Genomic DNA, 23,146 nt, shown 5'->3' on the forward strand with positions numbered 1-23,146 from the left:
ATTCCCCTATTCCCCTATTCCCCTATTCCCCTACCTCGCATTTTCGGGGTTACATCAGTCAAAACTCTTCCCTATAAGGCCCTCCTAGCCTGATACCAGAATCGCGAGCACAACCGGCCGGGTCTTCCCGTCCCGGTTTTTTGTGCAAGCCGCCCGCCGAACGGACCTTTGACATGCCAAGACGCACTGACATCAAGTCGATCCTGATCATCGGGGCCGGCCCCATCGTCATCGGCCAGGCCTGCGAGTTCGACTATTCCGGCACGCAGGCCTGCAAGGCGCTGAAAGAGGAAGGCTTCCGCGTCATCCTGGTCAATTCCAACCCGGCCACCATCATGACCGACCCGGAACTGGCCGACGCCACCTATATCGAGCCGATCACGCCAGAAGTGGTGGCCAAGATCATCGCCAAGGAGCGGCCCGACGCGCTGCTGCCGACCATGGGCGGCCAGACCGCGCTCAACACCGCTCTGTCGCTGCGCCGCATGGGCGTGCTCGAGCGCTACAATGTCGAGATGATCGGCGCCGATGCTACCGCCATCGACAAGGCCGAGGACCGCGCGCTGTTTCGCGAGGCGATGAAGAAGATCGGCCTGGAAACGCCGAAGTCGATGCTGGCCAACGCCACCGACGTCAAGAACACCGACCGCAAGACGCATGAGGCCGAGCGCGCGGCGCTCAAGGCCGAGAAGCCGGCCGATCTCGACGCCGCGCTCGATGCGCTGGAAACCCGCTGGAACCTCGGCGAAGGCGACCGCAAGCAGCGCTATATCAGCCATGGCATGGCGATCGCCGCCCAGGCGCTCGACCATGTCGGCCTGCCGGCCATCATCCGCCCCTCCTTCACCATGGGCGGCACCGGCGGCGGCATCGCCTACAACCGCGCCGAATTCTACGAGATCGTCCAGTCCGGCCTCGACGCCTCGCCGACCACCGAAGTGCTGATCGAGGAGAGCGTGCTCGGCTGGAAGGAGTATGAGATGGAGGTCGTCCGCGACAGAGCGGACAATTGCATCATCGTCTGCTCGATCGAGAACATCGACCCGATGGGCGTGCATACCGGCGACTCGATCACCGTCGCCCCTGCGCTGACGCTGACCGACAAAGAATACCAGATGATGCGCAACGCCTCGATCGCGGTGCTGCGCGAGATCGGCGTCGAGACCGGCGGCTCCAACGTGCAGTTCGCCGTCAATCCGGCCGATGGCCGCCTCGTCGTCATCGAGATGAACCCGCGCGTCTCGCGTTCGTCGGCCCTGGCCTCGAAGGCGACCGGTTTCCCGATCGCCAAGATCGCCGCAAAGCTCGCCGTCGGCTACACGCTGGACGAGCTGGAGAACGACATCACCGGCGGCGCCACGCCGGCCTCCTTCGAGCCGTCGATCGATTACGTCGTCACGAAGATCCCGCGTTTCGCCTTCGAGAAATTCCCCGGCGCCGAGCCGGTGCTGACCACCGCCATGAAGTCGGTCGGCGAGGTCATGGCCATCGGCCGCACGTTCCAGGAATCCTTGCAGAAGGCGTTGCGTGGACTGGAAACCGGCCTGACTGGTCTGGACGAGATCGAAATCCCTGGTCTCAGCCATGGGGGCCTCGGTTCCGCCAACCATGCCGACGACCGCAACGCCATTCGTGCAGCGCTCGGCACGCCGACGCCCGACCGGCTGCGCATGGTGGCGCAGGCGATCCGCATGGGCACCTCGTTGGAAGACGTGCACGCCATGTGCAAGATCGACCCCTGGTTCCTCGAACAGATCGCCGGCATCGTAGCCATGGAAGCCCGCATCCGCGAGCACGGCATTCCCGAGGATGCCGTCAACCTGCGCATGCTGAAGGCCATGGGTTTTTCCGACGCGCGCCTCGCGTCGCTGACGAAGACCGACGCCGAAGTGATTCAGAAAGCTCGCGAAAAGCTCGACGTTCATCCTGTTTATAAACGCATCGACACTTGTGCGGCCGAGTTCGCCTCGCCCACCGCCTACATGTACTCGACCTATGAAGTGCCGTTCGCCGGCGCGCTGGCCAACGAGGCGCAGGTCTCGTCGCGCAAGAAGGTCGTCATCCTCGGCGGCGGCCCCAACCGCATCGGCCAGGGCATCGAGTTCGACTATTGCTGCTGCCACGCGGCCTTCGCGCTGCGCGATGCCGGCTACGAAGCGATCATGATCAACTGTAACCCGGAGACCGTCTCGACCGACTACGACACCTCGGACCGGCTCTATTTCGAGCCGCTGACGGCCGAAGACGTGCTGGAGATCCTGCGCGCCGAACAGGCCTCGGGCGAGCTGGTCGGCGTCATCGTCCAGTTCGGCGGCCAGACGCCGCTGAAGCTGGCGGATGCGCTGGAGAAGGCCGGCATCCCCATCCTCGGCACCTCGCCCGACATGATCGATCTGGCCGAAGACCGCGACCGCTTCCAGAAGCTGCTGCACAAGCTCAACCTCAGCCAGCCGAAGAACGGCATCGCCTATTCGGTCGAGCAGGCCCGCCTGGTTGCCGGCGAGCTTGGCTTCCCGCTGGTGGTGCGCCCATCCTATGTGCTCGGCGGCCGCGCCATGCAGATCATCCATGACGAGGGCATGCTGCAGACCTATCTGCTCGACACCGTGCCCGGCCTGGTGCCGGAGGACATCAAGCAGAAATACCCCAACGACAAGACCGGCCAGATCAACACGCTGCTGGGCAAGAACCCGCTGCTGTTCGACACCTATCTCTCCGGCGCCATCGAGGTCGATGTCGACTGCCTCTGCGACGGCAAGGCGACCTTCGTCTCCGGCATTCTGGAACACATCGAGGAAGCCGGCATCCATTCGGGCGACAGCGCCTGCTCGCTGCCGGTGCATTCGCTGCCTTCCGAACTGGTCGACGAGCTGGAACGCCAGACGGCAGCCCTTGCCCGCGCGCTCAATGTCGGCGGCCTGATGAACGTGCAGTACGCGATCAAGGACGGCACGGTCTATGTGCTGGAGGTCAACCCGCGCGCCTCGCGCACCGTGCCCTTCGTCGCCAAGACCATCGGCCGGCCCATCGCGAAAATCGCCGCCCGCATCATGGCCGGCGAGAGGTTGGAAGACGCCTTCGCCCATTACGGCGCCATGCCCGACCCCAGGAACCCCGGCCACATCGCGGTCAAGGAAGCGGTGTTCCCCTTCGCCCGCTTCCCCGGCGTCGACATCCTGCTCGGACCGGAAATGCGCTCGACCGGCGAGGTCATGGGCCTCGACCGCGATTTCGCGCTCGCCTTCGCCAAGAGCCAGTTGGGCGCCGGCGTCGACCTGCCCCGCTCCGGCACGCTGTTCGTCTCGGTGCGCGACGAGGACAAGAAAGGCATCCTGCCGGCGGTCAAGCGCCTGGCCGGCCTTGGCTTCAAGGTGCTGGCGACCTCAGGCACCGCCCGCTTCCTCGCCGAAAACGGCGTCGACGCCCAGAAGATCAACAAGGTGCTGGAAGGCCGCCCCCACATCGAGGACGCCATCCGCAACCGCCAGGTCCAGATCGTCTTCAACACCACGGATGGCCAGAAGGCGGTGTCGGACTCCAAGTCGCTCCGCCGTGCCACGCTGATGCAGAAGGTGCCGTATTATACGACGCTGTCGGGAGCGGCCGCGGTGGCGGAGGCTATTGCGGCGCTGAAGGCGGGGAGTTTGGAAGTGCGGCCGCTGCAGGAGTATTTTGCGTGAGGAGCTAGCGTGGGCCTGCCATCACCCGAAACCAGTCTTTGATAGTAAGATGAAGACGGTCGACTTCGTCTTCGGCCAAAAAACCACAATGGGCGATCGTACCACGTAACACGTTAAGCTGATGCAGTACCCTTGATAGGGCTGGTTGGTTACTCATGATGCCGGCGAAATTCGCCCAGTTTTTTCTTATTATGTCCCCAAGCTGTCCAAAAGTAGTATAGTCTATTTCCCGCTCGGAGCGGATCGAGAGAGCCAGCTCCAGTTCTCTTTTACGATTCTTATCAACCTCGTCTTTAATCACCTGATCGACACAAGTATCCCACCAGGATCGGCCATAAGATTCCTCTAATGTCTCTTGGATTATTCTTCTAATCTCGTTCTCTACGAGATAGAATAATTCATAGTATGATGCCATCTTCGAAGCACGAGAACGGCTCTCCCTAGAAAATTGCGCCAGGTGCTCGTCGTAAACCGCAGCAGCATCCGTACGATTCATGCCTAAGGGAGAGCCGTCAGCCTGATCAAATTTCTCCACTTCCGCCTGGATTACAGCGCATTTCAGAATGTATAGCTCCAATTTATGAAGGTCTATCATTTTATCAGGTTTTCCCTGATGCTTCGAAATATTGTGTTGTATATTTCTATGTTTGTAGTCGCAGGTAGAACCAAATTAATCTGATATGAGATACCGTTAAGGCTTAGCTGAGGGGCGCTAATGCGATCCGGTGTAGAACTCATCGAATCTGAGTTCGCGGGGGCGTTTACGGCAGCAGCCTTATTCTCATCAGCTCCTTGCGCATACTCTTGGAACGCACTGAAAGTACCGTAAATATAGCCAACAACTTTGTCCGCACGATTTAGCCCAGTGATGCTGACGATTGCGTCGATAATCTTGTCGCGATCGGCCTTGTGCGCGTACTGATTCCGTTTAAAAATTTCGGAAAAGCCCGTCTTCAACGCGTGGAGTGCAGCTGAAGCCCTGCCTCCGTCAGTTTGAAATTCAGAGTAGTAGTTGGTAGGTGTGCCATCACTAGTTAAGAATCCAACCCTTTTCAAAATAGGTATAACTGGTATTGAACTTCCACCAGTTATCTCAAATACAGTGTTCAGGAAGTCTCTATTAAATTTTGGCGGTCTCTCGCTGACAGGTATTTTCTGAATCGCCCTTTTAAACACGCCAACACTAGACGTGTATGGCATGTTTCCGGGTATCTCTCGATTGGGTACTGCCTTCTTTTCGTCTTTCACAGCGGCCACGGCTGCGTTTGAACCAGTTTCTTTTTCTGCCACTTTCCCCTCCTGCCCTATTCGAAATATTATAAACTGACTGGCATTACATGCAATCCTCCGGCCACTCTATCGCTGCGCCCGACACCGGCAGCTCCTTCATCTGTTTTTTGTACATATTGAGTGCCTGCAGCATCTTCTTGGCGAATCGCCCACGCCGTATTGGTGAAGCCCCTCAAGCCACAGCCACACACTCGATCTCGATATCAAACTCCATCGGCCAAGACGCCACAGGCACAAAACTGCGCGCCGGCGGGTTGACGCTAAAGTACCTCGCATAAACCCGGTTGATGGCGTTGTAGAAGCCGGAATTGACGGCGTAGATGCGCACCATCACCACATTGTCGAGCGAGGTGCCGGCCGCTTCCAGGCAATGCTTCAGCGCCTTCAGCGACGCCTCGGTCTGCACCTCGATGTCGCCGCGCACCATCTCGCCGGTCACCATGTCCACCGGCGGCGTCGCCGAGATGAACACGAAGCCGTTGGCCTTGACCGCCGTCGAACAGGGCAGGCCGAGCGCCCGCACCTTGTCCGACATGACCGGCACTTCGATGATTTCTTTCTTCATGGCAAATCTCCCTTGTTTGCAGGGAGCTTATCCCCGCACTGGCGGAACGCCAGCGCCGTTCTTCCCTTCTCCCCTTGTGGGAGAAGGTGGATCGGCGCGTTAGCGCCGGGACGGTTGAGGGGTGTTCCAGCGGAATGAGGCGGCGGCGTTCCCTGGAACACCCCTCATCCGACCTCGCTTCGCGAGGCCACCTTCTCCCACAGGGGGAGAAGGAAGATGCGGCGCTAAAGAAAACCAATGAACCGTCCTGCGAAAAGCACGGAAGTCCACAACAGCATCGAGAGCACGGCCAGGGCGATCCCGCCTGCCGGCGCGTCGCCGCCTGTTGCGCGGCGAAAGCGCATGAAGGCGAGGAAATTGACGCCGGCGAGAAGGATGAGTGCCATCTTGGCGAGGAAAACCGGCATCGCCGCATAGGTGCCCGCCTTGACCGAAAACAGCAGCGAGCCTGTGACGAGCGCACCCGCGAACGCACTTAATGCAATGCGGCGCAGCAGCGCGACGAATGCGGCTTGCGGCAGCGAACGGAAGGCGCCGCAGATCCTGAGGTCCATGAGAACGACGCTGGTCAGCAGCGCACCGATCGACATGATGTGGAGCGCATTGACTATGGGGTAGGCAATGAAGGAAGCCTTCAGCCACCGCGCCAACGCAAGATGCTCAATGCCGGCAAGGAACTCGGCCATTTACGCCGGCGGCACTCGGTCGGGATAGACATCATAGGTTTTCCCGCCGACGATGACGCGGACAGCTTTCATGCGCTTTTCGCTCGCCTCCACCGAGCGGTTGCCGATCGCGGTCACCTCGTCGCCGACCTTGGCCACCTCCTCCGTGAAGCCGGCGGCGATCGTGCGTGATGGCGGCGCCATCTCCACCCGCCAGGCCTCACCCTCCGCGTCGACATCCAGCGTGGCGTGCGGATTGCCGATATAGATGGCCGTGATCTTGCCCTTGAGTTCGAAAAACCCATCCTGTGTCCACGACCAGCCGTGATGGGCATAGGCCGCGGTGCCGGCGGCAAGCATCACGGCCGCCGTCAGCGCGACGCTGCGAATTGCCTTGAACTGCATCGCTCGTCTCCTCGGTTCATCCCGCAGGCACTTGAGAGTAGGACACGGCGCGGCAACGTCAAATCATATCGAGCGAAAGACTGGACCGCCAAGCGCCCGCCCAATCGCCGGCATGACGCCTTGTTAATGACACCCATGCGCGCCACTCTCTCTTTCCTGGCCGTTCTTCCCCTGGGCTGAAGATCGGACTCCCATCGGAAACGAGGCGAACCATGAGCAGCATGAGAGACCGTCAGGAAGGCTTCGAAAAGAAGTTTGCGATGGACGAGGAAACGAAGTTCAGGGCCATGGCGCGCCGCAACAAGCTGCTCGGCCTGTGGGCCGCCGAACAGCTCGGCAAATCCGGTGCTGACGCCGACGCGTATGCCAGGGAGGTCGTGCACGCGGATTTCGAAGAGGCAGGCGACAACGATGTGTTCCGCAAGGTCCGCGCCGACTTCGACGCGGCGGGCATCGCCCAGTCGGATGGCCAGATACGCACCGCCATGGAAGAGCTGCTGGTGACCGCGGTCGAGCAGATCAGGTCGACCTGAGCGCCGCTCAGCCTTGATCGGTAGGGCGTGCCGTCCTTAAGGCACAGGGCCACATTGTGGTGTTGGTTGGCCAAGCGGGCTGGCTTCCATCGTAGCGCTCTACGGCGCCCCCCTCTGTCCTGCCGGGCAGGACAGAGGGGGGCGCCATAGTGAACCGCCCTCACCCCTGATGCGCGGCGGCCAGTTCCTTCACGTGTTTTTCGTGCATCTGCAGCGTCGGCAGGGTTTTCTTGGCGAATTCCTTCATTGCCGGGTCGTCGCCGGATTTCGCATAGCCGCTGAACAGCGCGACGGCTTCCTTATGAGCGTTGGTCTGCATCTCGATGTATTTGGCCTGGAATTGATCGCCGCTGGCGCTCTTCAGCTCATCGAGCATCTTCTGCTCCTTGGGCTGCAGGGCCGGACCGGACGGTGCGGTGGCCGAGGTTGTCTGGCCCTGGGCAAGCGCCGCCTTGAATTCCTCGCCGGCCTTGGTGTGATCGGCGATCATCTGTTTGGCGAACGCCTTGACGTCGGCGTCGGTCGCCTGTTGCTCGGCGAGCTTGCTGGACTGGATCTCGAACTCATTGGCGCTCGGCACCGTCTTGATGAAGGTCGAAGTGTCGACCTTCGTCGTGGCGGCGAGCGGCGTGGTCGTGGCGGTCGTGTTCGACTGGGCAAAGGCCGGCGCGCCGGCAAGCAATGCTGCTGCGGTCAGAATGGTAAGCGTCTTCATGGCATGTCTCCGGTTGGAATTGTCCCTCGGACAATCCAACGTCGCTTGGGCACTCCGGTTGCAGGTCATGAGGAAGAAGCCTGCGCGTGTCGCCTCGATTACCCGAACCGCGGCGGCTGGCCACAACTGCCTTCAGTGGCAGCAAGCTTCGCCATATTGCAGCTGCTCGTTCCAGTTCGGGCGACCTTCCGGCGTGAAATCCATCAGATTCCACAGCGTTTCGCAGGTGCCGAGGCCACGCGGATCCTGACCGGGCTCCGTCGGTGCGAAATCCAGTTCCGAACTCCAGAAATGGCGTATGCCGTCGCCGTCGCGGTGGAACACCGACAGCAGCGGGATCTGTGAGCCGTCGGCCGCCTCCGCATTGTAGTCGCGCTTGAAGCTGTTGGAAGCCGAAGACACCAGCCGCATGTTGCGCCAACCCCGATCGCGGCCGAGCGTGACCAGGTTTTCGAGCGCGGTCTTGCCCACCACCGCGAAATTGAAGCCGGCCGCCTGGAGATGCCCGACCGCGCCGTCGAATTGATCGAGCAATGCCGTGCAGGACGGACATGGCTGGTCCGGTCGGGCGAGCTTCGCCGTGCCGCCGCTGGTCGCCACATCGCGCTTCTCCTGCGGGTGGCGCGGGAACATCATGTTGTAGAGGATCAGGCTGTCCTTGCCGGGCGCGAACAGCTCCGACAGCCTTGTCTTCGCGGGCTTGCCCTGGGCATCCAGTGCGTCGAATTCATAGTCCTGGCGGATCAGCCCGCCCGGCGGCAGCGCGCGCCGGGCCTCGGCGACCTCTTCCATGACCCTGCGCAGCTCGATTTCCTTCTTCAGCAATTTTTCGCGCGCGGTGCGGTATTTCGCGGATTCGTTGGGAAAGGTGATCATGATCGGCTCCTTCAAGTCGCGGCGCCGGCGTCCCGGCGCGGTTGCTCTGCGACCCAAGGACGTTTGGCGGTGATCGGCTCCGACATTTATTGCGCATGGTGAGATGTCGTAATCCCTGTTCGGGCAGCGTGATCCGGGGGACGAAATGCACGACGACGAGATCGATCTGCGCTGCCCGCAAGTGGTGGCCGACAATGCCGCCAAGGGCCTCAGGCTGCGCGGAGAATTCGGCCGCGGCGGCACCGAGATCGGCGTCGCCCGCGCCACCGAACTGAAGAACCGGGAAAAGCTCGCGCCCTCCACCATTCGCCGCATGGTCAGCTATTTCGCCCGCCACGAGGTCGACAAGCGCGGCAGAAATTACGGCAATGAGCAGAACCCTTCGGCCGGCTACATCGCCTGGCTGCTGTGGGGCGGCGATGAAGGCCGCACCTGGGCGCTTGATCTCAAGCAGAAGATAGGCAACGCGCCGGACATCTGACAACGGTCCGAACTACGCTGACCGCTCCTCACCCCTTGACCCCGCCGGCGGTCAGGCCGGAGACGATCTTGCGCTGGAAGATCAGCACCAGCACCACCAGCGGCACCGTGACGATCACCGAGGCGGCCATGATGTTGCCCCACGGGATCTCGAACTGCGAGTTGCCGGAGAGCAGCGCGATCGCCACCGGCACGGTCCGCTGTACGTTGTTGGAGGTGAAGGTCAGGGCAAACAGGAACTCGTTCCACGCACCGATGAAGGCCAGCAGTCCGGTGGTCGCCAGCGCCGGCCACATCAGCGGCAGGAAGACCCGGGTGACGATGATCCACGGCGTTGCGCCGTCGAGGATCGCCGCCTCCTCGACCTCGACCGGCAGGTCCCGGACGAAGGTGGTGAGCACCCAGACGGTGAACGGCAAGGTGAAGATCATGTAGGAGAAGATCAGCGCGAACAGCGAATTGTAGAGGCCGAACATGCGGACCAGTTCGAACAGCCCGGCCAGCAGCGCCACCTGCGGGAACATCGACACCGACAGGATGATGAACAGCAGGGCCGAGCGGCCGCGGAATCGAATGCGCGCCAGCGCGTAGGCTGATGTGACGCCGAGCAACAGCGACAGCGCGACGACTGCGCCGGAGACGAAGAGCGAGTTCGCGAGGTTGCGCACGAAGGCGCCCTCGGTCAGCACATTCCGGTAATTGGCGAAACTGATCGTCGTTGGCCACAGATCAGCCCGGAACAGATCGGTCCCGGATTTCAGGCTGGTGACGATCGCGTAATAGAACGGGAACACCGCGACGAAGACGATTGCCCCGACCAGCAGGTAAAAGGCCGTGCGCTTCACGATCCACATCTCAGCGGTCCCCGTCCAGGCTGATCCGGCCGATCCGGATGGTGACGATGGTAAGCAGAGCGAGAATGAGGAAGAGCAGGGTCGAGGCGGCGGAGCCATAGGCGAATTTGTCGAACTCGAACAGGTTCTCGCGGGCGAACACCGACATCGACTTGGTGTGCACATTGTTGGGCGTCAGCACATAGATCAGGTCGAAGATGCGCAGTGCATCGAGCGCGCGGAAGATCACCGCCACCAACAGCGCGGGGCGGATCAGCGGCAAGGTCACCCGCCAGAAGATCTGCCAGGGGTTGGCGCCGTCGAGCCTGGCGACCTCGATGATCTCCCTCGGCAGCATCTGCAGCGCGGCCAGGATGAGCAGCGTCATGAATGGCGTCGCCTTCCAGATATCGACGATGAGGACCGCCGCCATCGCGGTGTCGGCGTTGGCCGTCCAGGCGATCTTGGTGCTGATCAGGCCAAGATTGAGCAGCACCACATTGATGATGCCGAACTGGTCGTTGAGCATCCATTGCCACATCTTCGCCGAGACGATCGTCGGGATCGCCCAGGGGATCAGGATCGCCGCCCTGACGATGCCGCGGCCTGGGAATTCGGCGTTGAGAACCAGGGCAACGATGGTGCCGAGGATGGTCTCGCAGGTCACCGAAATCACGGTGAAGCGCACTGTGTTCCAGACGGCACGCCACCAGACAGGGTCGACCAGCAACCCGTCATAGAGGGTCCGGCCGCTTGGCATGTGAAGTACCGAAAAGTAATTGGCGAAGCCGACCCATTGGCGCGCGTCGAGATCGGCCAGCGAGGCGTCGGTGAAGCTGAAATAGACCGTGCGGGCAAGCGGCCAGCCGGCCGCCGCGGCGAGCACCAGAAGCATTGGCGCCAGGAAAAGCCACGCCGAGCGAACGCGCTGTGCCCTCAACGGCGCGTGCGCGGCCTTGGCTGTTTCCGGTTTCATCCCTGTCATCTCGCTCCGCTCGCTGCGGTCCCGCCGGCCGGCTGTCCCAGTATCGTCACCAGCCTCGGCCCTTCAGCTTGGTCAGCGTCGCTTCGAGGTCGGCCAGATTGTCGGCGGCAGTGCCGTCGCCCGAGAGCGTGTTGTGAACGGCGTTCCAGAACTGGCTCGACGCCTCGTTGTATTTGATCCCGGTGGCGGCCGAGGGGCGCGGCACCGCATTGAGAAAGATCTGCTTCCAGCGCGGAATAATCGGGTGTTGCCTGGCGATGTCGGCATCGTCATACAGCGCCTGGATGGTCGGCAGGTTGGACGTCTTCAGCGCGCGGTATTTCTGCATCGCGGGCGAGGCAATGAACTTGACCAGCTCGATCGCGGCATCCGGATGCTTCGAATATTTGGAGACCGCGAGGTTCCAGCCACCCAGCGTCGCGACCGGTCGGGCGCCTTCGCCGGTGCCGGCCGGCAGCGGCGCCACGTCGAACTTGCCCTTGATCGGCGAGCCCTCGCCGTTGCCAAGCGCATAGGCATAGGGCCAGTTGCGCATGAACACCGCGTTGCCGGTCTGCCAGACGCCGCGCGATTCCTCTTCCTGGTAGGCGAGCACGCCGGGCGGCGCGATGGTCCCAACCCAGCCCTTGACCATATCGAGCACCGCCGCCGCTTTTGGATTGCTGATGGAGATGGAGCCGTCCGGCTCGATGATCTGGCCGCCGCCATTCGACATCACCCATTCGAGCGCGTCGCAGGTCAGCCCCTCATAGGCGTTGCCCTGAAAGACGAAGCCCCAGATATCCCGATTGCCGGCTGCACGTTCCTTGTCCATGACCAGCCTGGCGGTGTCCGCCAGTTCCTTCCAGGTGGCCGGCACCTTGGCGCCATATTTGTCGAGTAGATCCTTGCGGTAGTAGAGCGCCGGCGCATCGGTGAAGATCGGCAAGGCGACCAGCTTGCCATTGACGGTCTGCGACTGGATGATCGACGGGAAATGCTCGGCCACGATGTCCCTGGTCGCTGCGGTCAAATCGACGAGCTGGCTGGCGAGCTGCGGCGCCCAGATCACGTCCGTCTGGTAGACGTCGATGTCGCTGTTTCCGGCGGCAAGCCACAGCCGGTACTGGCCGAACTGGTCGGTCCCGGACGTCGGCATGACGACGATGTTGACCTTGTTGCCGCTGTCTTTCTCGTAACGGTCGAGGATCTCGCGCAGCACCTTGATGCCGTCGCCGGTATCGCCCGACACCATCGACAGCTCGACGGCCCGCGCCGGCGTACCAACCAGCATGGCGGCGACGCCGAGCGCCAGGAATGCGTGAGAAAACTTCATGGTGATGGACGTCCCTCCGCGGCCGGCCACGGAAAATCCTCCCACGCGCCGGCAGCTTGTCAGGCCCTCACCTCCCACTGAATGCGAAGCGGCGCTTTGGGTTCCCAAATCGCGCCGTTCCTGCGTGAGGCGACACCCATCAGGGGGTGTTGAGATTCAGGTCAGGCCGAGTCGAAAATGGTGGTTTCCGAGAACCGGAGCGGAGCGTACTTTTGGGTACGTGAGCACCGGAAGCGCAGGAAGCCGTCATTTGCAGGCCGGCATCACCTGAATATCAGCACACCCTAGCCTTCCCAGGCGACAGGCATCATACCCAGCCGCTCATAGAGCCGGACGGCGGCGGGATTCTCGACCGTGTTGGTCTTGAGGTCGACATGGTCGGCGCCGCGTTCGCGAAAAACGGCGAAGGCGTGCCACATCAGCGCTTCGGCAACACCCTTGCCGCGCGCCTCGGGATGAACGGCAAGATCCTTGACGAAGGCGCGGGTCCAGCACAGCGCCGCCGCCGCCAGCCGGCCCTTGGCGTCGATGACGAGGAAGCACAGCGCCGGGTCGAATTCGGGATCGTCCGCGATACGCGGCCACCACTCGTCGAACGGACCATCGGCGCCGTCATCGAACACTTCCGTCAAAAGCGCATGCAGGGCGGGCGCGTCACCAGGCTCGAAACTGCGCATGACAAAGCCGTCGGGCCAGTGCGGCGGAACCAGCGTCTCGTCGAGGATCTTGCGCAGCCGGATGTCGTTCAGGGCCGGCGGGCGCGGTTCAGGCATCGCGCTCAGGCGTCGGGTTGCAGGCGACGGCGCTGGCGGTCGCGGCCAAGGCCGGTCGCCTCGAGCAGGCCCTTGCGCTTGGCGTCGTAATAATAGCCGGTCTGATAGAGCCAGTCGGCCTTCTTGGCGTTGCCGCCGGCCACCAGCCAGGCGCCGCGCAGATATTTGACCGCGTATTTCAGATTGGTTTCGGCGTCGAACAGGCCCTTGGCCGGTCCGTCATAGCCCATGCCGCGTGCCGTCGCGTGCTTGATCTGCATCAGTCCCCAATGGCCGTTGTTGTAGGCTTTCGGGTTGAAGGTGCTCTCGCGGTTGACGACATGGCGCACCAGGTCCACCGGCACCTGATAGATCGCCGCATATTTCTCGATCAGCCGCTCAACATCGCCACGCACGCCCGTCGCGTGTTCTTCTTGCACGGGCCCTGCCGGAAACTGGACCAGGGCCGCCGGGTTCTGCGGCACGACATAGGCGACCTGCTGGACGCCGGGCATGCGGTCGCCCTTGGCGGTTGCCGGCACGATCAGCCCCGCGGTCGTATAAGTCTCGGCCGCCTTGACCGGTTCGTTCGCATTTGCCGGCGGCGGCGCCTGCCAGGCATTGGCGGTCATCACCGCGGGCACGGCTGGTGCCGCCGGTGTCGATCCGGCAAAAGCGGCGGTCGCCGCAGCCGGCTGTGCGGCGGAATCGGGCGGCAGCTCGGCCGTCTGAACGGGGGCGATCCCCGATGATTCCGGCAGCACCGAAACCGTCTCCGGCAGAGGCACGGTGAAGCCGGCATCAGCGCCGGCGGCGGTCGCTGTTTCGGTGAGAGCAGGCGCGGACTTCATCTGCGAGGTCGACGTGCAGCCGCTGATGCCGGCGGCGGCCAGGATCACGCCGATCGCGATAAGGTTGAGTTTTGCTGGCAAGCCGCGCTCGGGTCCGGTTTGTCGGGTTGTTAAGAAATCCCTTACACCAGCGATTCAGGCCGGGCAATCGGGGCGATCAGGTGGTTTTCGGGTGACGAGACGCAGGCGGCGATGCCATATTGTTCCGGATATGTACTGGGACGAATCCCGGATTTCGCCACTTTGCGGGAAGGAACGCATCATGGTCACGACAGCTTCGATCACGGCCGGCCACGCAGTGTTAGAAACAGTGATCGGTTTCATGGGCATTGCCTGGAGCGAAAAGGGCCTGATCCGGCTCTGCCTGCCCGAACGCAGCCGCGAAGCGGTGGAACGGCGCCTGCTGCGCCATGGCGGCGTTTCCAGCGCCACGGCGCAGCCGCCATGGGTGGTCGAGCTGATCGCAGCGATCAAGGCCTATGCGGCGGGCGAGGATGTCGACTTCTCCGCCGTGCCGGTCGATCTCGACGGCGTCGACGATTTCCGCCTCGCCATTTACGACGCGGCGCGAAAACTCTCCTTCGGCGAAACCACCACCTATGGCGAGTTGGCCAAGACCGCCGGCCATGCCGGGCTCGCCCGCGAAACCGGGGCCGCCCTTGGCGCCAATCCGGTGCCGCTGGTCATCCCTTGCCATCGCATCCTTGCCGCCGGCGGCAAGATCGGCGGCTTCTCGGCGCCGGGCGGCTCGGTCACCAAGGAGAAGATGCTGGCCATGGAAGGCGTGCGCGTCGGCCCGCCGCCGCCGGCGCAGGTATCGTTCGGGTTTTGAGCGGCGGCCGGCGCTGGCAGAAGGCCTGGATCAGTACATCGGTCGCTTATTGACCGGGTTGGCGGGCACCGGCTGCATCACGTCCCAATGCTCGGCGATCTTGCCGTTTTCAACGCGAAAAATGTCCACGATGACGGTCTCCGGCATGTTGCCTGCCTTCGGTTGAACGACCTGGGTCATGACGAGGTCGCCTTCGGCGATCACCCGCTTGAAGTCGACTTTTTGTTTTGGCCAATTGGCGACACCCATGCTTTCGAGAAGCTTTTTGACCGAGTCTCGGCCATCCGTCATCGTCGGGTTATGCTGAATGTAAGCCTCGGCCCAATAGCGGTCCAGCGCGGTAAGGTCATGGTCGCCGAACAGCGCCTGATAGGCTTTCAGGACAAGCGTCCTGTTTTTTTTGAGTCAATTCATGCTGTTGCAGCACCTGCTTGACCGGCTTGGTGTTTCCCGCATGCGCCGCGGCGGTGAGCGCCGCGACCGCGAAAGCGGCCGCCGCGAAGGATTTAAGTTGCAGCACGGATGTCTCCCTCGGTTGCTTCGGTGTCAGGCCAGTGCGCGCGCAACGAGCACCGTATCGACATACTGCCGCATGCGGATGATCTTGCCGTCCCGCAGTTCGTAGAGATGAGCGAACGGGGCCGTCATGGATTTTCCCGTCGCCTTATATGTACCGGAATACACGCCGAAGGCGGCCACCCGATCGCCATCGGCAATGAAGCTGTGCACGTCGGCATGGTATCCGATCCACTCCGAGCCGAGCCGCTTGAAGACCCCCTGCATCAGGGCCTCGATGCCGACATAGGTGCCGGCATAGGGGAATCCTTCCGCCTCGGTCCATTCGATGTCGGCGGAAAGAACGGCCAGCAGATTGCGGCCGTTCTCCTCGGAAGTTCCCTCGTAGGTTCCACGGATCAAATCGAGGTTCGTCGCCATGTCAGCCCCACTTCATCTCGCCCTTGGCGACCTTGGATCCGACATCGAGGGCGACGCCCATACCGAGGCCGGGGAAGCGGGTCTCCATGGCCGCCTTCAACGCGGCGCTGTCTGCCGCCTTGTCCAGTTCTTCCTCGAAGGTGAGGAGATAGGACTTGGTGAACTCCACCGCCGAAGGACCGATCGCGGCATCGGGGGCCATGTGGCCGGGCACCACGACAGCGGGCTTGCGGGCGGCAATCGCGTCCAGCGTTTTGATCCAGGCGGCACGGCTTTCCCTGGTCTGCGTGTCGGCGGTCCAGACGTGAACGCCCGAGAAGATCATCACCCCGCCGAAAACGGCATTGAGCGACGGCACGAACAGATAGCGGCGGTTGGCCAATCCTTCTTCCGCATTGACGATCTCTACAGTCTCGCCATCGACCGTCAGCGTTGCGCCGTCGACTGCCTCGGGGAGGACGATGTCGGAAAGCGCCTGCGGGCCATTTTCCTTCAGTTGCGGACCCCAGACGGCGAGCTTCTTCTCCACATTGCCCTTGATGGCTTCCAGCGTGGCGGAGGCAGCGATGACTTTTGCCTCCGGGAAGGCGTCCCGCACCGGCTTCAGGCCGAAGTAGTAATCGGGATCGGACTGAGTGACATAGATGGTGGTCAGCTTCTTGCCGGTGGCCTTGATGGCATCGGCGAGCGCCTTGCCGTCCGGATAGGTGAAGCCGCCGTCGATCAACAGGGCTTCGCTCGGCCCCGACAGCAGCACCGGCGCACGGAAGAAACCGTTTGGACCCGCCGGGAAGTGTTTCCAGCCAAGCTTGGCGCCGGCGGCCTGGCCGCTGTCGATGGGCGCGAAAACGGCGGTTGCGCCGAGGGCCAATGAGGTCTTCATGATCTGTCTCCTCGTGAACATGGAATATCTCCGTTGAATGAAAGGGGATCGGGTGCGGCTACGGGCCCGCAGGGCGGACGGTAGACGGCACGGTAAGCCCTCTGGATTAATCAATAAATTGGCCGTAATAATACAAACTGTATGTTGAAAGCTTACAATGAGCCTTCGTGGTGGAATCGATAAACCTCAATCGCCTCGCCTATTTTGCCACCGTGGTCGACGCAGGTTCCTTTACCCGCGCGGCCGAGCGGCTTGGCATCACGAAAACAGTCGTCAGCCAACAAGTCGCTCGCCTCGAGGCTGAGCTGCGGACCACGCTTCTCGTGCGCACGACGCGAAGGGTCGAGCCGACGGAAGCAGGCCGTCTTCTGCATGCACGCTGCGTTCTGATCCTGCGGGATGTCGAAGAAGCGGTCGCCGAGGTTGGCGAGGCCAACGCCGAGGTGGCCGGTGTGCTGCGTGTTTCCGCGTCCAATGACTATGGCGCGATCGTGCTGGCCCCGATCGCCGCCCGCTTTCGCCAGAGATTTCCGGCCTGCGGCGTCGAACTGGTCATTTCCGATGCCATAATTGACTTGATCGGCAACAAGATCGACCTGTCCATCCGGGTTGGCTGGCTGGATGACTCCAGCCAGCAGGCGCGACGCATCGGCACCTTCCGGCAAATCCTGGTCGCGTCGCGGGATTTCGCGGCCGGGATCAGGGTGGACAAGCCGGAAGATCTTTCTTCCTTGCCGCTCGTTGCCAATGCCGTGCTTCGCAAGCCGTTCACCTGGAACTTCACCCGAGGCGATTCCGAGCCGCGCACCATCACCCTGCGCGAGGCGTTCTCCATCAACTCGACGCCCGCCGTACTGGAAGCGACGCTCGCCGGCGGCGGACTGGCAGTTCTGCCGGACTATCTGGTCGTCGACTATCTATCGCAAGGCCGCCTCGTCCACGTGCTCCCCGACTGGGCGCTGCCCTCCGGCGGCATTCACGTGGTCTATCCGGCGGCGCGCTTTCGCCCGCAAAAGGTGACGCAATTCGTATCCATGCTCACGGAGCATATCCGGGATTGAGAGCAATGGCTGCCGGTCGACAAGCGCTAGTTGTTATGGAAGAACCGCCGGCGGAAATGCCGGTCGTTGTCCGGCCGCTTGCAGTTGTAGACCGGGCAGGACTTTGTGTCGGCGCTCGGCACGTAGGCTCGTGTCCTCACCTCGCCCATGCTGCAGAATCGCTGGCTCTGCACATAACGGTCGTAGAGCGGCAGTCCCGGCACCCGCTTCGACTGGTAGCGCAGGATGACCGCCCCCTGCCGGGCGATCGTCGCCTGAACCTTGCCGCAGCTCATACGCGTCGGGTCGTAGCGCGAGATCGCCTGAGCCTGAGCGGCGACAAGCGTCAGGCAGGCGGCAAGCAGAATGGTTTTCATGGTCCTCTCCCTGATCCGCCGCCCAGGGACGTCGCGATCCGTCGTGACGCTCTCACGCGATTGGGGCGGCCATTGGGCAGCGCCCTGATCACGGCTTTCTCACACAGTCTTGTTTTTTGTGCGAAAGCAGCCTATATGCCTTCCATTGATATTTCGGCCGATCGATCCGGGCCTCGCGATAATCGCGTTTGCTGACGTCTATCTCCAAAATCTCGATGCACACCGGCTGGACCTCGGTCCGGTCAATCTAAAGCAAATGTGAAGGACTATCTAAATGGCAACTGGAACGGTCAAGTGGTTCAACGCCACCAAGGGCTTCGGCTTCATTCAGCCTGACGCGGGCGGCGCGGACGTATTCGTCCACATCTCCGCTGTCGAGCGTGCTGGACTGTCGACCCTGGTCGAAGGCCAGAAGATCAACTTCGAGATCGAGCAGGACCGCCGCACTGGCAAGTCGTCCGCTGGATCTCTGAGCAAGGCAGCCTGATTTTGCGATAGCGCGCGCCGGGCGAGAGTTCGGGGCGCGCGGCAAGTCACGGATGTACTGACAGTCGCGCGAGAAGCGCGCTGGAGCGGAAAGACCCGACAAGCTGGATCAGCAGATAGCTGCCAGCCCGGACCGGACGCTCCCGATCAGGCTACCAAGCATGGGAAGGCGGGATTTATCCCGCCTTTTTTGCTGTCTGGGTTAGGTGGCGCAGCCCGCACTATGGTTCCAACTTGTGGTACTTTTAGCCCAGTAGTGGTACCATTCGGCCATGACCAAACTTGAGCAGATCGAACAATCCGTCGCCGAACTGAGCCCCGAGGAACTGAAGGCGTTTGCCGCCTGGTTCGAGGCGCTCCAGGCGGATATGTGGGACCGGCAGATGGAAGCCGACGCGAAGGCGGGCCGTTTGGACAGGCTTGCCGAACAGGCGCTGGCTGACCATCGCGCTGGTCGGACGCGGCCTCTGTGAACCACGTCGCCTCTCCACCGTTCTGGGAGGCTTATGAAAAACTGCCATCGTCAATCAGAGCAAAGGCGGACAGGCGTTTTGCCCGACTGCGTTCGATCCTTTTCATCCCTCACTGCATTTCAAACAGGTCGGTCGCTATTGGTCGGCGCGAGTTGACGAAAACTATCGGGCTGTTGCCATACGCAACAATGAAGATGTGATCTGGTTCTGGGTCGGCACCCACGCCGACTACGACCATTTGTTGAAATAGCCCCTCCTTCAGGAGGAGAAGGCTACCCCACCCACTCGATCGGCACATGCCCCGGATCCGCTTCCACTCGGCCAAGCCATGCCGACACCGCCGGATAGGCGTCGAGCTGGAAACCGCCCTGCTCCGCCGTATGCGTATAGGCATAGAGCGCGATGTCGGCGACGCTGAGCGCGCTGCCGGCGAAGAAGGCATTGTTTTCCAGATGCCTGTTCATCACGCCGAGCGCCTTGTTGCCGCGCTCCAGCGTCACCGCCAGCCGCTCCGGGGTCGCATCCCCAGCACGTTCGGGAAAGGTCAGCAGCGCCTTACGCACGGCGATGTAGGGCTCGTGGCTGTATTGTTCGAAGAACAGCCATTGATACGCGAGCCCACGCTCATACCTGTCCGCCGGCAGGAAGCGTGTGCCTTCGGCGAGATAGAGCAGGATGGCGTTGGATTCGGCCAGCCGCCGGCCATCGTCGAACTCGAGCAGCGGCACCATGGCGTTCGGGTTCTTGGCGACAAAGTCGGCTTTGCGTGTGTCGCCTGTGTGCGAACTCACCTCGACGTTGGTGAAGGCCAGGCCAAGCTTCGCCATCAGCAGGCGCGGCTTGTAACAATTGCCGCTGTCGATCATGCCGTAAAGTATCATGGCTGTTCCCCCGAGCACTCTCTCCGCGCGATTATCGCAGCGGCGGCGGACTCAACCAATGATTTGTTTTGTCGCGACGATCAGCGCCGCTGATGTGTGAATAGTGGCGCCCCTAGCCGAACAGCGGGACGACATTGCCGCCGGTACCCAGCAGCGTGTCGATGTTCAGTGGCTCTTCCTCGAAAACGGTCCCCGCCAAGGCTGGGCGGGCGAGGAGAAAACCCTGCAGCAGGTCGACGCCGCCTTCGAGCGCGACGCGCAGATGGGTGGGCTGCTCGATGCCTTCGACCAGCACCTTGGCGCCGCGGTCATGCAAGCTGGAAACCAGCGGGCGGAAGAACCGTTCAGCGGCAGCGTGGCGACAGAACTCCGCGAACCAGGTGCCATCGATCTTGACGATGTCGGGCTTGAGCAGGCTCACCCGCTCCTCGGTCGAGTGCCCGGTGCCGAAATCATCGATGGCGATGCGGATGCCGTCGCGCCGCATTTCGCGCACCAGCCGCGCGAGAAGCGCGTCGTCCGCCGCCTGTTCGGTGATTTCGCAGACCAGCATGGCCGGCGCCAGGCCGAACTCGCCGAGATGCCTGGTCATCAGGCGAATCTCGGCCAGTGCCCGCCCGGCATGGTCGTTGATCAACGGATTGTAGTTGAAGAACAGGTCGAGCCCGTCGACGCCGATGTTGCGAAAATTCCTGAGATGCAGCGCCCGGCACATGGTTTCCACAAACAGCCGGTCCGAGACGGCAACGCTTTCGAAGAACATCTTTGGCGCGCCGGGGCGGCCCGCACGGTGCGGCTCGATCAGGGCTTCGGCCGCGACCGCGTGAAGGAACCGGCCGCGCGGCGCGAAAATCGGCTGATAGGCGCTGCGCAGCCGGAACTCGCCATACATGCCGTATTCGATGCCGACTTCGTCGACCCGGATCGCATCGCCGACATTGCGCCGCCGATCACCTCTCATGTCGCGACGCGGCGCCCGAAGGCCTTGACCGGCCGCGCCGAAGCCGTTGCCACGGCAGCAGCCGACGTGTCGACGGCAGCAGCGACAGGCGCCTGCCCGGCCTTGTCGAAGACGCCAAAGCTGGTCGGCGCCAATTCGGGTCGCGCCAGCACGAAACCTTGCACCATCGACGCACCCGATTTCTCGGCGAGCTCCAGTTGCCAGCCCTCCTCGATGCCTTCGAACACCGTATGGATGCCTTGCTCCTCGAAGTTCTTCACCATGGTGGTCAGCAACGCGAAGCCGGCGCCGGACTCCATCAGCTGCGTGATCCAGTAGGCATCGAACTTGACGATATCCGGCTTCAACTCCTTGACCCGGTTGATGTCGGAATCGTCGGCGCCATAGTCGTCGACGGCGATGCGGAAACCGTTGGCTCTCAGTGCCGCGACGAAGCCGTGCAAGGCTTCCTGCGACGCCGACCGCTGCTCGGTCACCTCGCAGACGACGCGACGCGGGTCGATGCCGGCCTCGTGCAGCACGAGCCGCATCTCGCGCAAGGCAGCGTCGGCAACAGTGCGTTCGGTGAACACCGACGGGTCGAAATTGACAAAGATCGACGCTTCCCGCGGCAGGCAGGCACCGGCGTTGAGAAGATGCAGCGTCCTGGTCAGCGCCTCGATATGCAGCCGGTCGGCGGCCGGACAGGTCGAGAAGAAATTCATCGGCGATTGTGGCTCGCCGTCGCGGAACGGTCGGATCAGCCCTTCGAACGCGACCACCGACAGCTTGCCTTCCTTGAAGGCGAAGATCGGCTGGAAAGCGCTTTGCAACGTGTAGATGCCCCAGACACCGGTGGAGGTGCCGTCGTCCTGACGGATGATGTGGGCAAGCCCGACGCTGCGCGACACGGTTCCTCGCTCCGCAATTGGTCTGCGATCCTGCCACTCAAGCCTCTACCGCTCGTTAATGAATTTATTGTTGCCGACCCCTGGTCCGATCACAGCTCCTTGAGACCTGGATCAGCCGACAATGCTTGCGTTGCGCGAAATCATGCGACATGAGAAGCGCCGCGGTCGCTCCTGGCCGCGCCGATCTTCCATGGAGACGTCAAGCTCATGGCCTTTCTTGCCGACACCCTTTCGCGCGTGAAGCCTTCCGCCACCATCGCGGTCACGCAGAAAGCGCGCGAGCTGAAAAATGCCGGCCGTGACATTATTGGCCTCGGCGCCGGCGAACCGGATTTCGACACGCCCGACAACATCAAGAATGCGGCAATCGAGGCGATCCGCCGCGGCGAAACCAAGTATCCGCCGGTTTCGGGCATCGTGCCGCTGCGCGAGGCGATCGCAAAAAAGTTTAAGCGCGAGAACAATCTCGACTACAAGCCCGAGCAGACCATCGTCGGTACGGGCGGCAAGCAGATCCTGTTCAACGCCTTCATGGCGACGCTGAACCCCGGCGACGAGGTCATCATTCCTCGCCCCTACTGGGTCAGCTACCCCGAGATGGTGGCGATCTGCGGCGGCACCTCCGTGTTTGCCGACACCTCGATCGACAACGGCTTCAAACTGACCGCTTCCGTGCTGGAAAAGGCGATCACGCCGAAGACCAAATGGCTGCTGATGAACTCGCCGTCGAACCCGTCGGGTGCCGCCTATACCGAGGCCGAACTGCGCGCGCTGGCCGACGTGCTGTTGAAGCATCCGCATGTCTGGACGCTGACCGACGACATGTACGAGCACCTGACCTATGGCGATTTCGTCTTCAGGACCATCGCCGAGGTCGAGCCTAAGCTCTACGAGCGCACGCTGACCATGAACGGCGTGTCGAAAGCCTATGCAATGACCGGCTGGCGCATCGGTTATGCGGCGGGCCCGGTCCAACTGATCAAGGCGATGGACATGATCCAGGGTCAGCAGACATCGGGCGCCTGCACCATCGCGCAATGGGCATCCGTCGAGGCGCTGAATGGCCCGCAGGATTTCATCGCCAAAAACAAGGCGATCTTTCAAGGCCGTCGCGACCTCGTCGTCTCGATGCTCAACCAGGCGCGCGGCATCACCTGTCCGTCGCCGGAAGGGGCCTTCTATGTCTATCCCTCCTGCGCCCAGTTGATCGGCAAGAAGACCAAGGCCGGCAAGCCGATCGACACCGACGAAACCTTCTGCTCGGAATTGCTCGAAGCCGAGGGCGTCGCGGTGGTGTTCGGCTCGGCCTTCGGCCTCGGCCCCAACTTCCGCATCTCCTACGCCACCTCGGAGACGCTTCTGGAGGAAGCCTGCACGCGCATCCAGCGCTTTACGGCTTCGCTGACCTGAGCGGCGCGCTTTGAACGCAGAACCCGGCTTCA

At 62.3% G+C, this 23,146-nt stretch carries 28 protein-coding genes and 1 pseudogene; 9 read left to right on the top strand and 20 right to left on the bottom strand.

Annotated features, from left to right (window positions below):
- The first annotated feature begins 173 nt into the window (after nt 1-173).
- Nucleotides 174-3,680, top strand: a complete 3,507-nt coding sequence (gene carB, locus LB559_RS23995; RefSeq protein WP_224675143.1) for a carbamoyl-phosphate synthase large subunit — start codon at nt 174-176, stop codon at nt 3,678-3,680.
- A gap of 4 nt (nt 3,681-3,684) precedes the next feature.
- On the opposite strand, the gene LB559_RS24000 is transcribed toward carB, so the two are convergent.
- From LB559_RS24000 to LB559_RS24020, 5 genes are all read right to left on the bottom strand, one after another.
- On the bottom strand, nt 3,685-4,275 hold the full coding sequence (locus tag LB559_RS24000; protein ID WP_127368183.1) for a Swt1 family HEPN domain-containing protein: 591 nt from the start codon (nt 4,273-4,275) through the stop codon (nt 3,685-3,687).
- On the bottom strand, nt 4,272-4,970 hold the full coding sequence (locus LB559_RS24005; protein ID WP_127368182.1) for a DUF5343 domain-containing protein: 699 nt from the start codon (nt 4,968-4,970) through the stop codon (nt 4,272-4,274). The genes LB559_RS24000 and LB559_RS24005 overlap by 4 nt, the downstream gene beginning before the upstream one ends.
- A gap of 172 nt (nt 4,971-5,142) precedes the next feature.
- Nucleotides 5,143-5,535 (bottom strand): Rid family hydrolase, encoded by a 393-nt coding sequence (locus tag LB559_RS24010; protein ID WP_063172891.1) that lies wholly within the window; start codon nt 5,533-5,535, stop codon nt 5,143-5,145.
- A gap of 224 nt (nt 5,536-5,759) precedes the next feature.
- On the bottom strand, nt 5,760-6,221 hold the full coding sequence (locus LB559_RS24015) for a hypothetical protein (RefSeq protein WP_127368181.1): 462 nt from the start codon (nt 6,219-6,221) through the stop codon (nt 5,760-5,762).
- On the bottom strand, nt 6,222-6,605 hold the full coding sequence (locus LB559_RS24020; protein ID WP_127368180.1) for a DUF6152 family protein: 384 nt from the start codon (nt 6,603-6,605) through the stop codon (nt 6,222-6,224). It abuts the gene before it with no gap.
- Between the two features lie 212 nt (nt 6,606-6,817).
- Between LB559_RS24020 and LB559_RS24025 the strand changes: the two genes are divergently transcribed.
- The gene (locus LB559_RS24025) at nt 6,818-7,138 is read left to right on the top strand and encodes a DUF1476 domain-containing protein (RefSeq protein WP_224675144.1); all 321 of its coding nucleotides are present in this window, start codon (nt 6,818-6,820) and stop codon (nt 7,136-7,138) included.
- Between the two features lie 160 nt (nt 7,139-7,298).
- On the opposite strand, the gene LB559_RS24030 is transcribed toward LB559_RS24025, so the two are convergent.
- Nucleotides 7,299-7,853: a DUF4142 domain-containing protein gene (locus tag LB559_RS24030; protein ID WP_027162094.1), complete on the bottom strand. Its 555-nt coding sequence runs from the start codon at nt 7,851-7,853 to the stop codon at nt 7,299-7,301.
- A 132-nt stretch (nt 7,854-7,985) separates the two neighbouring features.
- A complete protein-coding gene (locus tag LB559_RS24035; protein ID WP_224675145.1) occupies nt 7,986-8,729 on the bottom strand; it encodes a DUF899 family protein in 744 nt (247 codons plus the stop codon).
- A 145-nt stretch (nt 8,730-8,874) separates the two neighbouring features.
- On the opposite strand from LB559_RS24035, the gene LB559_RS24040 reads away from it, so the two are divergent.
- A complete protein-coding gene (locus tag LB559_RS24040) occupies nt 8,875-9,210 on the top strand; it encodes a hypothetical protein (protein WP_013530101.1) in 336 nt (111 codons plus the stop codon).
- Between the two features lie 28 nt (nt 9,211-9,238).
- On the opposite strand, the gene LB559_RS24045 is transcribed toward LB559_RS24040, so the two are convergent.
- The 5 genes from LB559_RS24045 to LB559_RS24065 all read right to left on the bottom strand — a co-directional run bounded on the left by LB559_RS24045 (nt 9,239) and on the right by LB559_RS24065 (nt 14,026).
- Nucleotides 9,239-10,063, bottom strand: a complete 825-nt coding sequence (locus LB559_RS24045; RefSeq protein ID WP_224675146.1) for a carbohydrate ABC transporter permease — start codon at nt 10,061-10,063, stop codon at nt 9,239-9,241.
- A gap of 1 nt (nt 10,064) precedes the next feature.
- A complete protein-coding gene (locus LB559_RS24050; RefSeq protein WP_411970114.1) occupies nt 10,065-11,018 on the bottom strand; it encodes a carbohydrate ABC transporter permease in 954 nt (317 codons plus the stop codon).
- Between the two features lie 55 nt (nt 11,019-11,073).
- Nucleotides 11,074-12,342, bottom strand: coding sequence for an ABC transporter substrate-binding protein (locus LB559_RS24055; RefSeq protein ID WP_224675147.1), 1,269 nt, complete (start codon nt 12,340-12,342; stop codon nt 11,074-11,076).
- Nucleotides 12,343-12,626: 284 nt separating this feature from the next.
- Nucleotides 12,627-13,115 carry a GNAT family N-acetyltransferase gene (locus LB559_RS24060; RefSeq protein ID WP_024504138.1) on the bottom strand — a complete coding sequence of 163 codons (489 nt, stop codon included), beginning with the start codon at nt 13,113-13,115 and terminating at the stop codon, nt 12,627-12,629.
- A gap of 5 nt (nt 13,116-13,120) precedes the next feature.
- The gene (locus tag LB559_RS24065) at nt 13,121-14,026 is read right to left on the bottom strand and encodes a lytic transglycosylase domain-containing protein (protein WP_027162099.1); all 906 of its coding nucleotides are present in this window, start codon (nt 14,024-14,026) and stop codon (nt 13,121-13,123) included.
- 181 nt (nt 14,027-14,207) lie between these two features.
- Between LB559_RS24065 and LB559_RS24070 the strand changes: the two genes are divergently transcribed.
- Complete coding sequence (locus tag LB559_RS24070; protein WP_224675148.1) at nt 14,208-14,777, top strand: methylated-DNA--[protein]-cysteine S-methyltransferase; 570 nt, start codon at nt 14,208-14,210, stop codon at nt 14,775-14,777.
- A gap of 30 nt (nt 14,778-14,807) precedes the next feature.
- Here LB559_RS24070 and LB559_RS24075 read toward each other — a convergent pair whose 3' ends face one another.
- Genes LB559_RS24075 through LB559_RS24090 form a run of 4 tightly spaced genes read right to left on the bottom strand, consistent with a single transcriptional unit; the run spans nt 14,808 to nt 16,617 of the window.
- A complete protein-coding gene (locus LB559_RS24075; protein WP_224675225.1) occupies nt 14,808-15,158 on the bottom strand; it encodes a nuclear transport factor 2 family protein in 351 nt (116 codons plus the stop codon).
- Nucleotides 15,124-15,297, bottom strand: a complete 174-nt coding sequence (locus tag LB559_RS24080) for a hypothetical protein (protein ID WP_224675149.1) — start codon at nt 15,295-15,297, stop codon at nt 15,124-15,126. Before LB559_RS24080 ends, LB559_RS24075 begins: the two co-directional genes overlap by 35 nt.
- Nucleotides 15,298-15,323: 26 nt before the next feature.
- The gene (locus LB559_RS24085) at nt 15,324-15,713 is read right to left on the bottom strand and encodes a nuclear transport factor 2 family protein (protein ID WP_013530093.1); all 390 of its coding nucleotides are present in this window, start codon (nt 15,711-15,713) and stop codon (nt 15,324-15,326) included.
- Between the two features lies 1 nt (nt 15,714).
- On the bottom strand, nt 15,715-16,617 hold the full coding sequence (locus tag LB559_RS24090; protein ID WP_224675150.1) for an MBL fold metallo-hydrolase: 903 nt from the start codon (nt 16,615-16,617) through the stop codon (nt 15,715-15,717).
- A 149-nt stretch (nt 16,618-16,766) separates the two neighbouring features.
- Here LB559_RS24090 and LB559_RS24095 point away from each other — a divergent pair, with 149 nt between their 5' ends.
- On the top strand, nt 16,767-17,657 hold the full coding sequence (locus LB559_RS24095) for a LysR family transcriptional regulator (protein ID WP_024504141.1): 891 nt from the start codon (nt 16,767-16,769) through the stop codon (nt 17,655-17,657).
- 26 nt (nt 17,658-17,683) lie between these two features.
- Here LB559_RS24095 and LB559_RS24100 read toward each other — a convergent pair whose 3' ends face one another.
- Complete coding sequence (locus tag LB559_RS24100; protein ID WP_027162103.1) at nt 17,684-18,013, bottom strand: hypothetical protein; 330 nt, start codon at nt 18,011-18,013, stop codon at nt 17,684-17,686.
- A gap of 274 nt (nt 18,014-18,287) precedes the next feature.
- On the opposite strand from LB559_RS24100, the gene LB559_RS24105 reads away from it, so the two are divergent.
- From LB559_RS24105 to LB559_RS24115, 3 genes and pseudogenes are all read left to right on the top strand, one after another.
- Nucleotides 18,288-18,500 carry a cold-shock protein gene (locus tag LB559_RS24105; RefSeq protein ID WP_010910991.1) on the top strand — a complete coding sequence of 71 codons (213 nt, stop codon included), beginning with the start codon at nt 18,288-18,290 and terminating at the stop codon, nt 18,498-18,500.
- 271 nt (nt 18,501-18,771) lie between these two features.
- Nucleotides 18,772-18,972: a hypothetical protein gene (locus tag LB559_RS24110; protein ID WP_224675151.1), complete on the top strand. Its 201-nt coding sequence runs from the start codon at nt 18,772-18,774 to the stop codon at nt 18,970-18,972.
- A pseudogene (locus tag LB559_RS24115) lies at nt 18,969-19,222 on the top strand (type II toxin-antitoxin system RelE family toxin). The gene LB559_RS24110 and the pseudogene LB559_RS24115 overlap by 4 nt, the downstream one beginning before the upstream one ends.
- 22 nt (nt 19,223-19,244) lie before the next feature.
- Here LB559_RS24115 and LB559_RS24120 read toward each other — a convergent pair.
- The 3 genes from LB559_RS24120 to LB559_RS24130 all read right to left on the bottom strand — a co-directional run bounded on the left by LB559_RS24120 (nt 19,245) and on the right by LB559_RS24130 (nt 21,704).
- On the bottom strand, nt 19,245-19,853 hold the full coding sequence (locus tag LB559_RS24120; protein ID WP_013530087.1) for a glutathione S-transferase family protein: 609 nt from the start codon (nt 19,851-19,853) through the stop codon (nt 19,245-19,247).
- A 112-nt stretch (nt 19,854-19,965) separates the two neighbouring features.
- Nucleotides 19,966-20,814, bottom strand: a complete 849-nt coding sequence (locus LB559_RS24125; protein ID WP_027162105.1) for an EAL domain-containing protein — start codon at nt 20,812-20,814, stop codon at nt 19,966-19,968.
- Entirely contained in the window at nt 20,811-21,704 is an 894-nt protein-coding gene (locus LB559_RS24130) for an EAL domain-containing protein (protein WP_224675152.1), read from the bottom strand. Before LB559_RS24130 ends, LB559_RS24125 begins: the two co-directional genes overlap by 4 nt.
- Before the next feature lie 207 nt (nt 21,705-21,911).
- Here LB559_RS24130 and LB559_RS24135 point away from each other — a divergent pair, with 207 nt between their 5' ends.
- Nucleotides 21,912-23,114: a pyridoxal phosphate-dependent aminotransferase gene (locus LB559_RS24135; protein WP_027162106.1), complete on the top strand. Its 1,203-nt coding sequence runs from the start codon at nt 21,912-21,914 to the stop codon at nt 23,112-23,114.
- Nucleotides 23,115-23,146: the final 32 nt, after the last annotated feature.

It is taken from the genome of Mesorhizobium sp. BR1-1-3 (genome assembly GCF_020165455.1).
Taxonomy (GTDB): Bacteria; Pseudomonadota; Alphaproteobacteria; order Rhizobiales; family Rhizobiaceae; genus Mesorhizobium; species Mesorhizobium ciceri.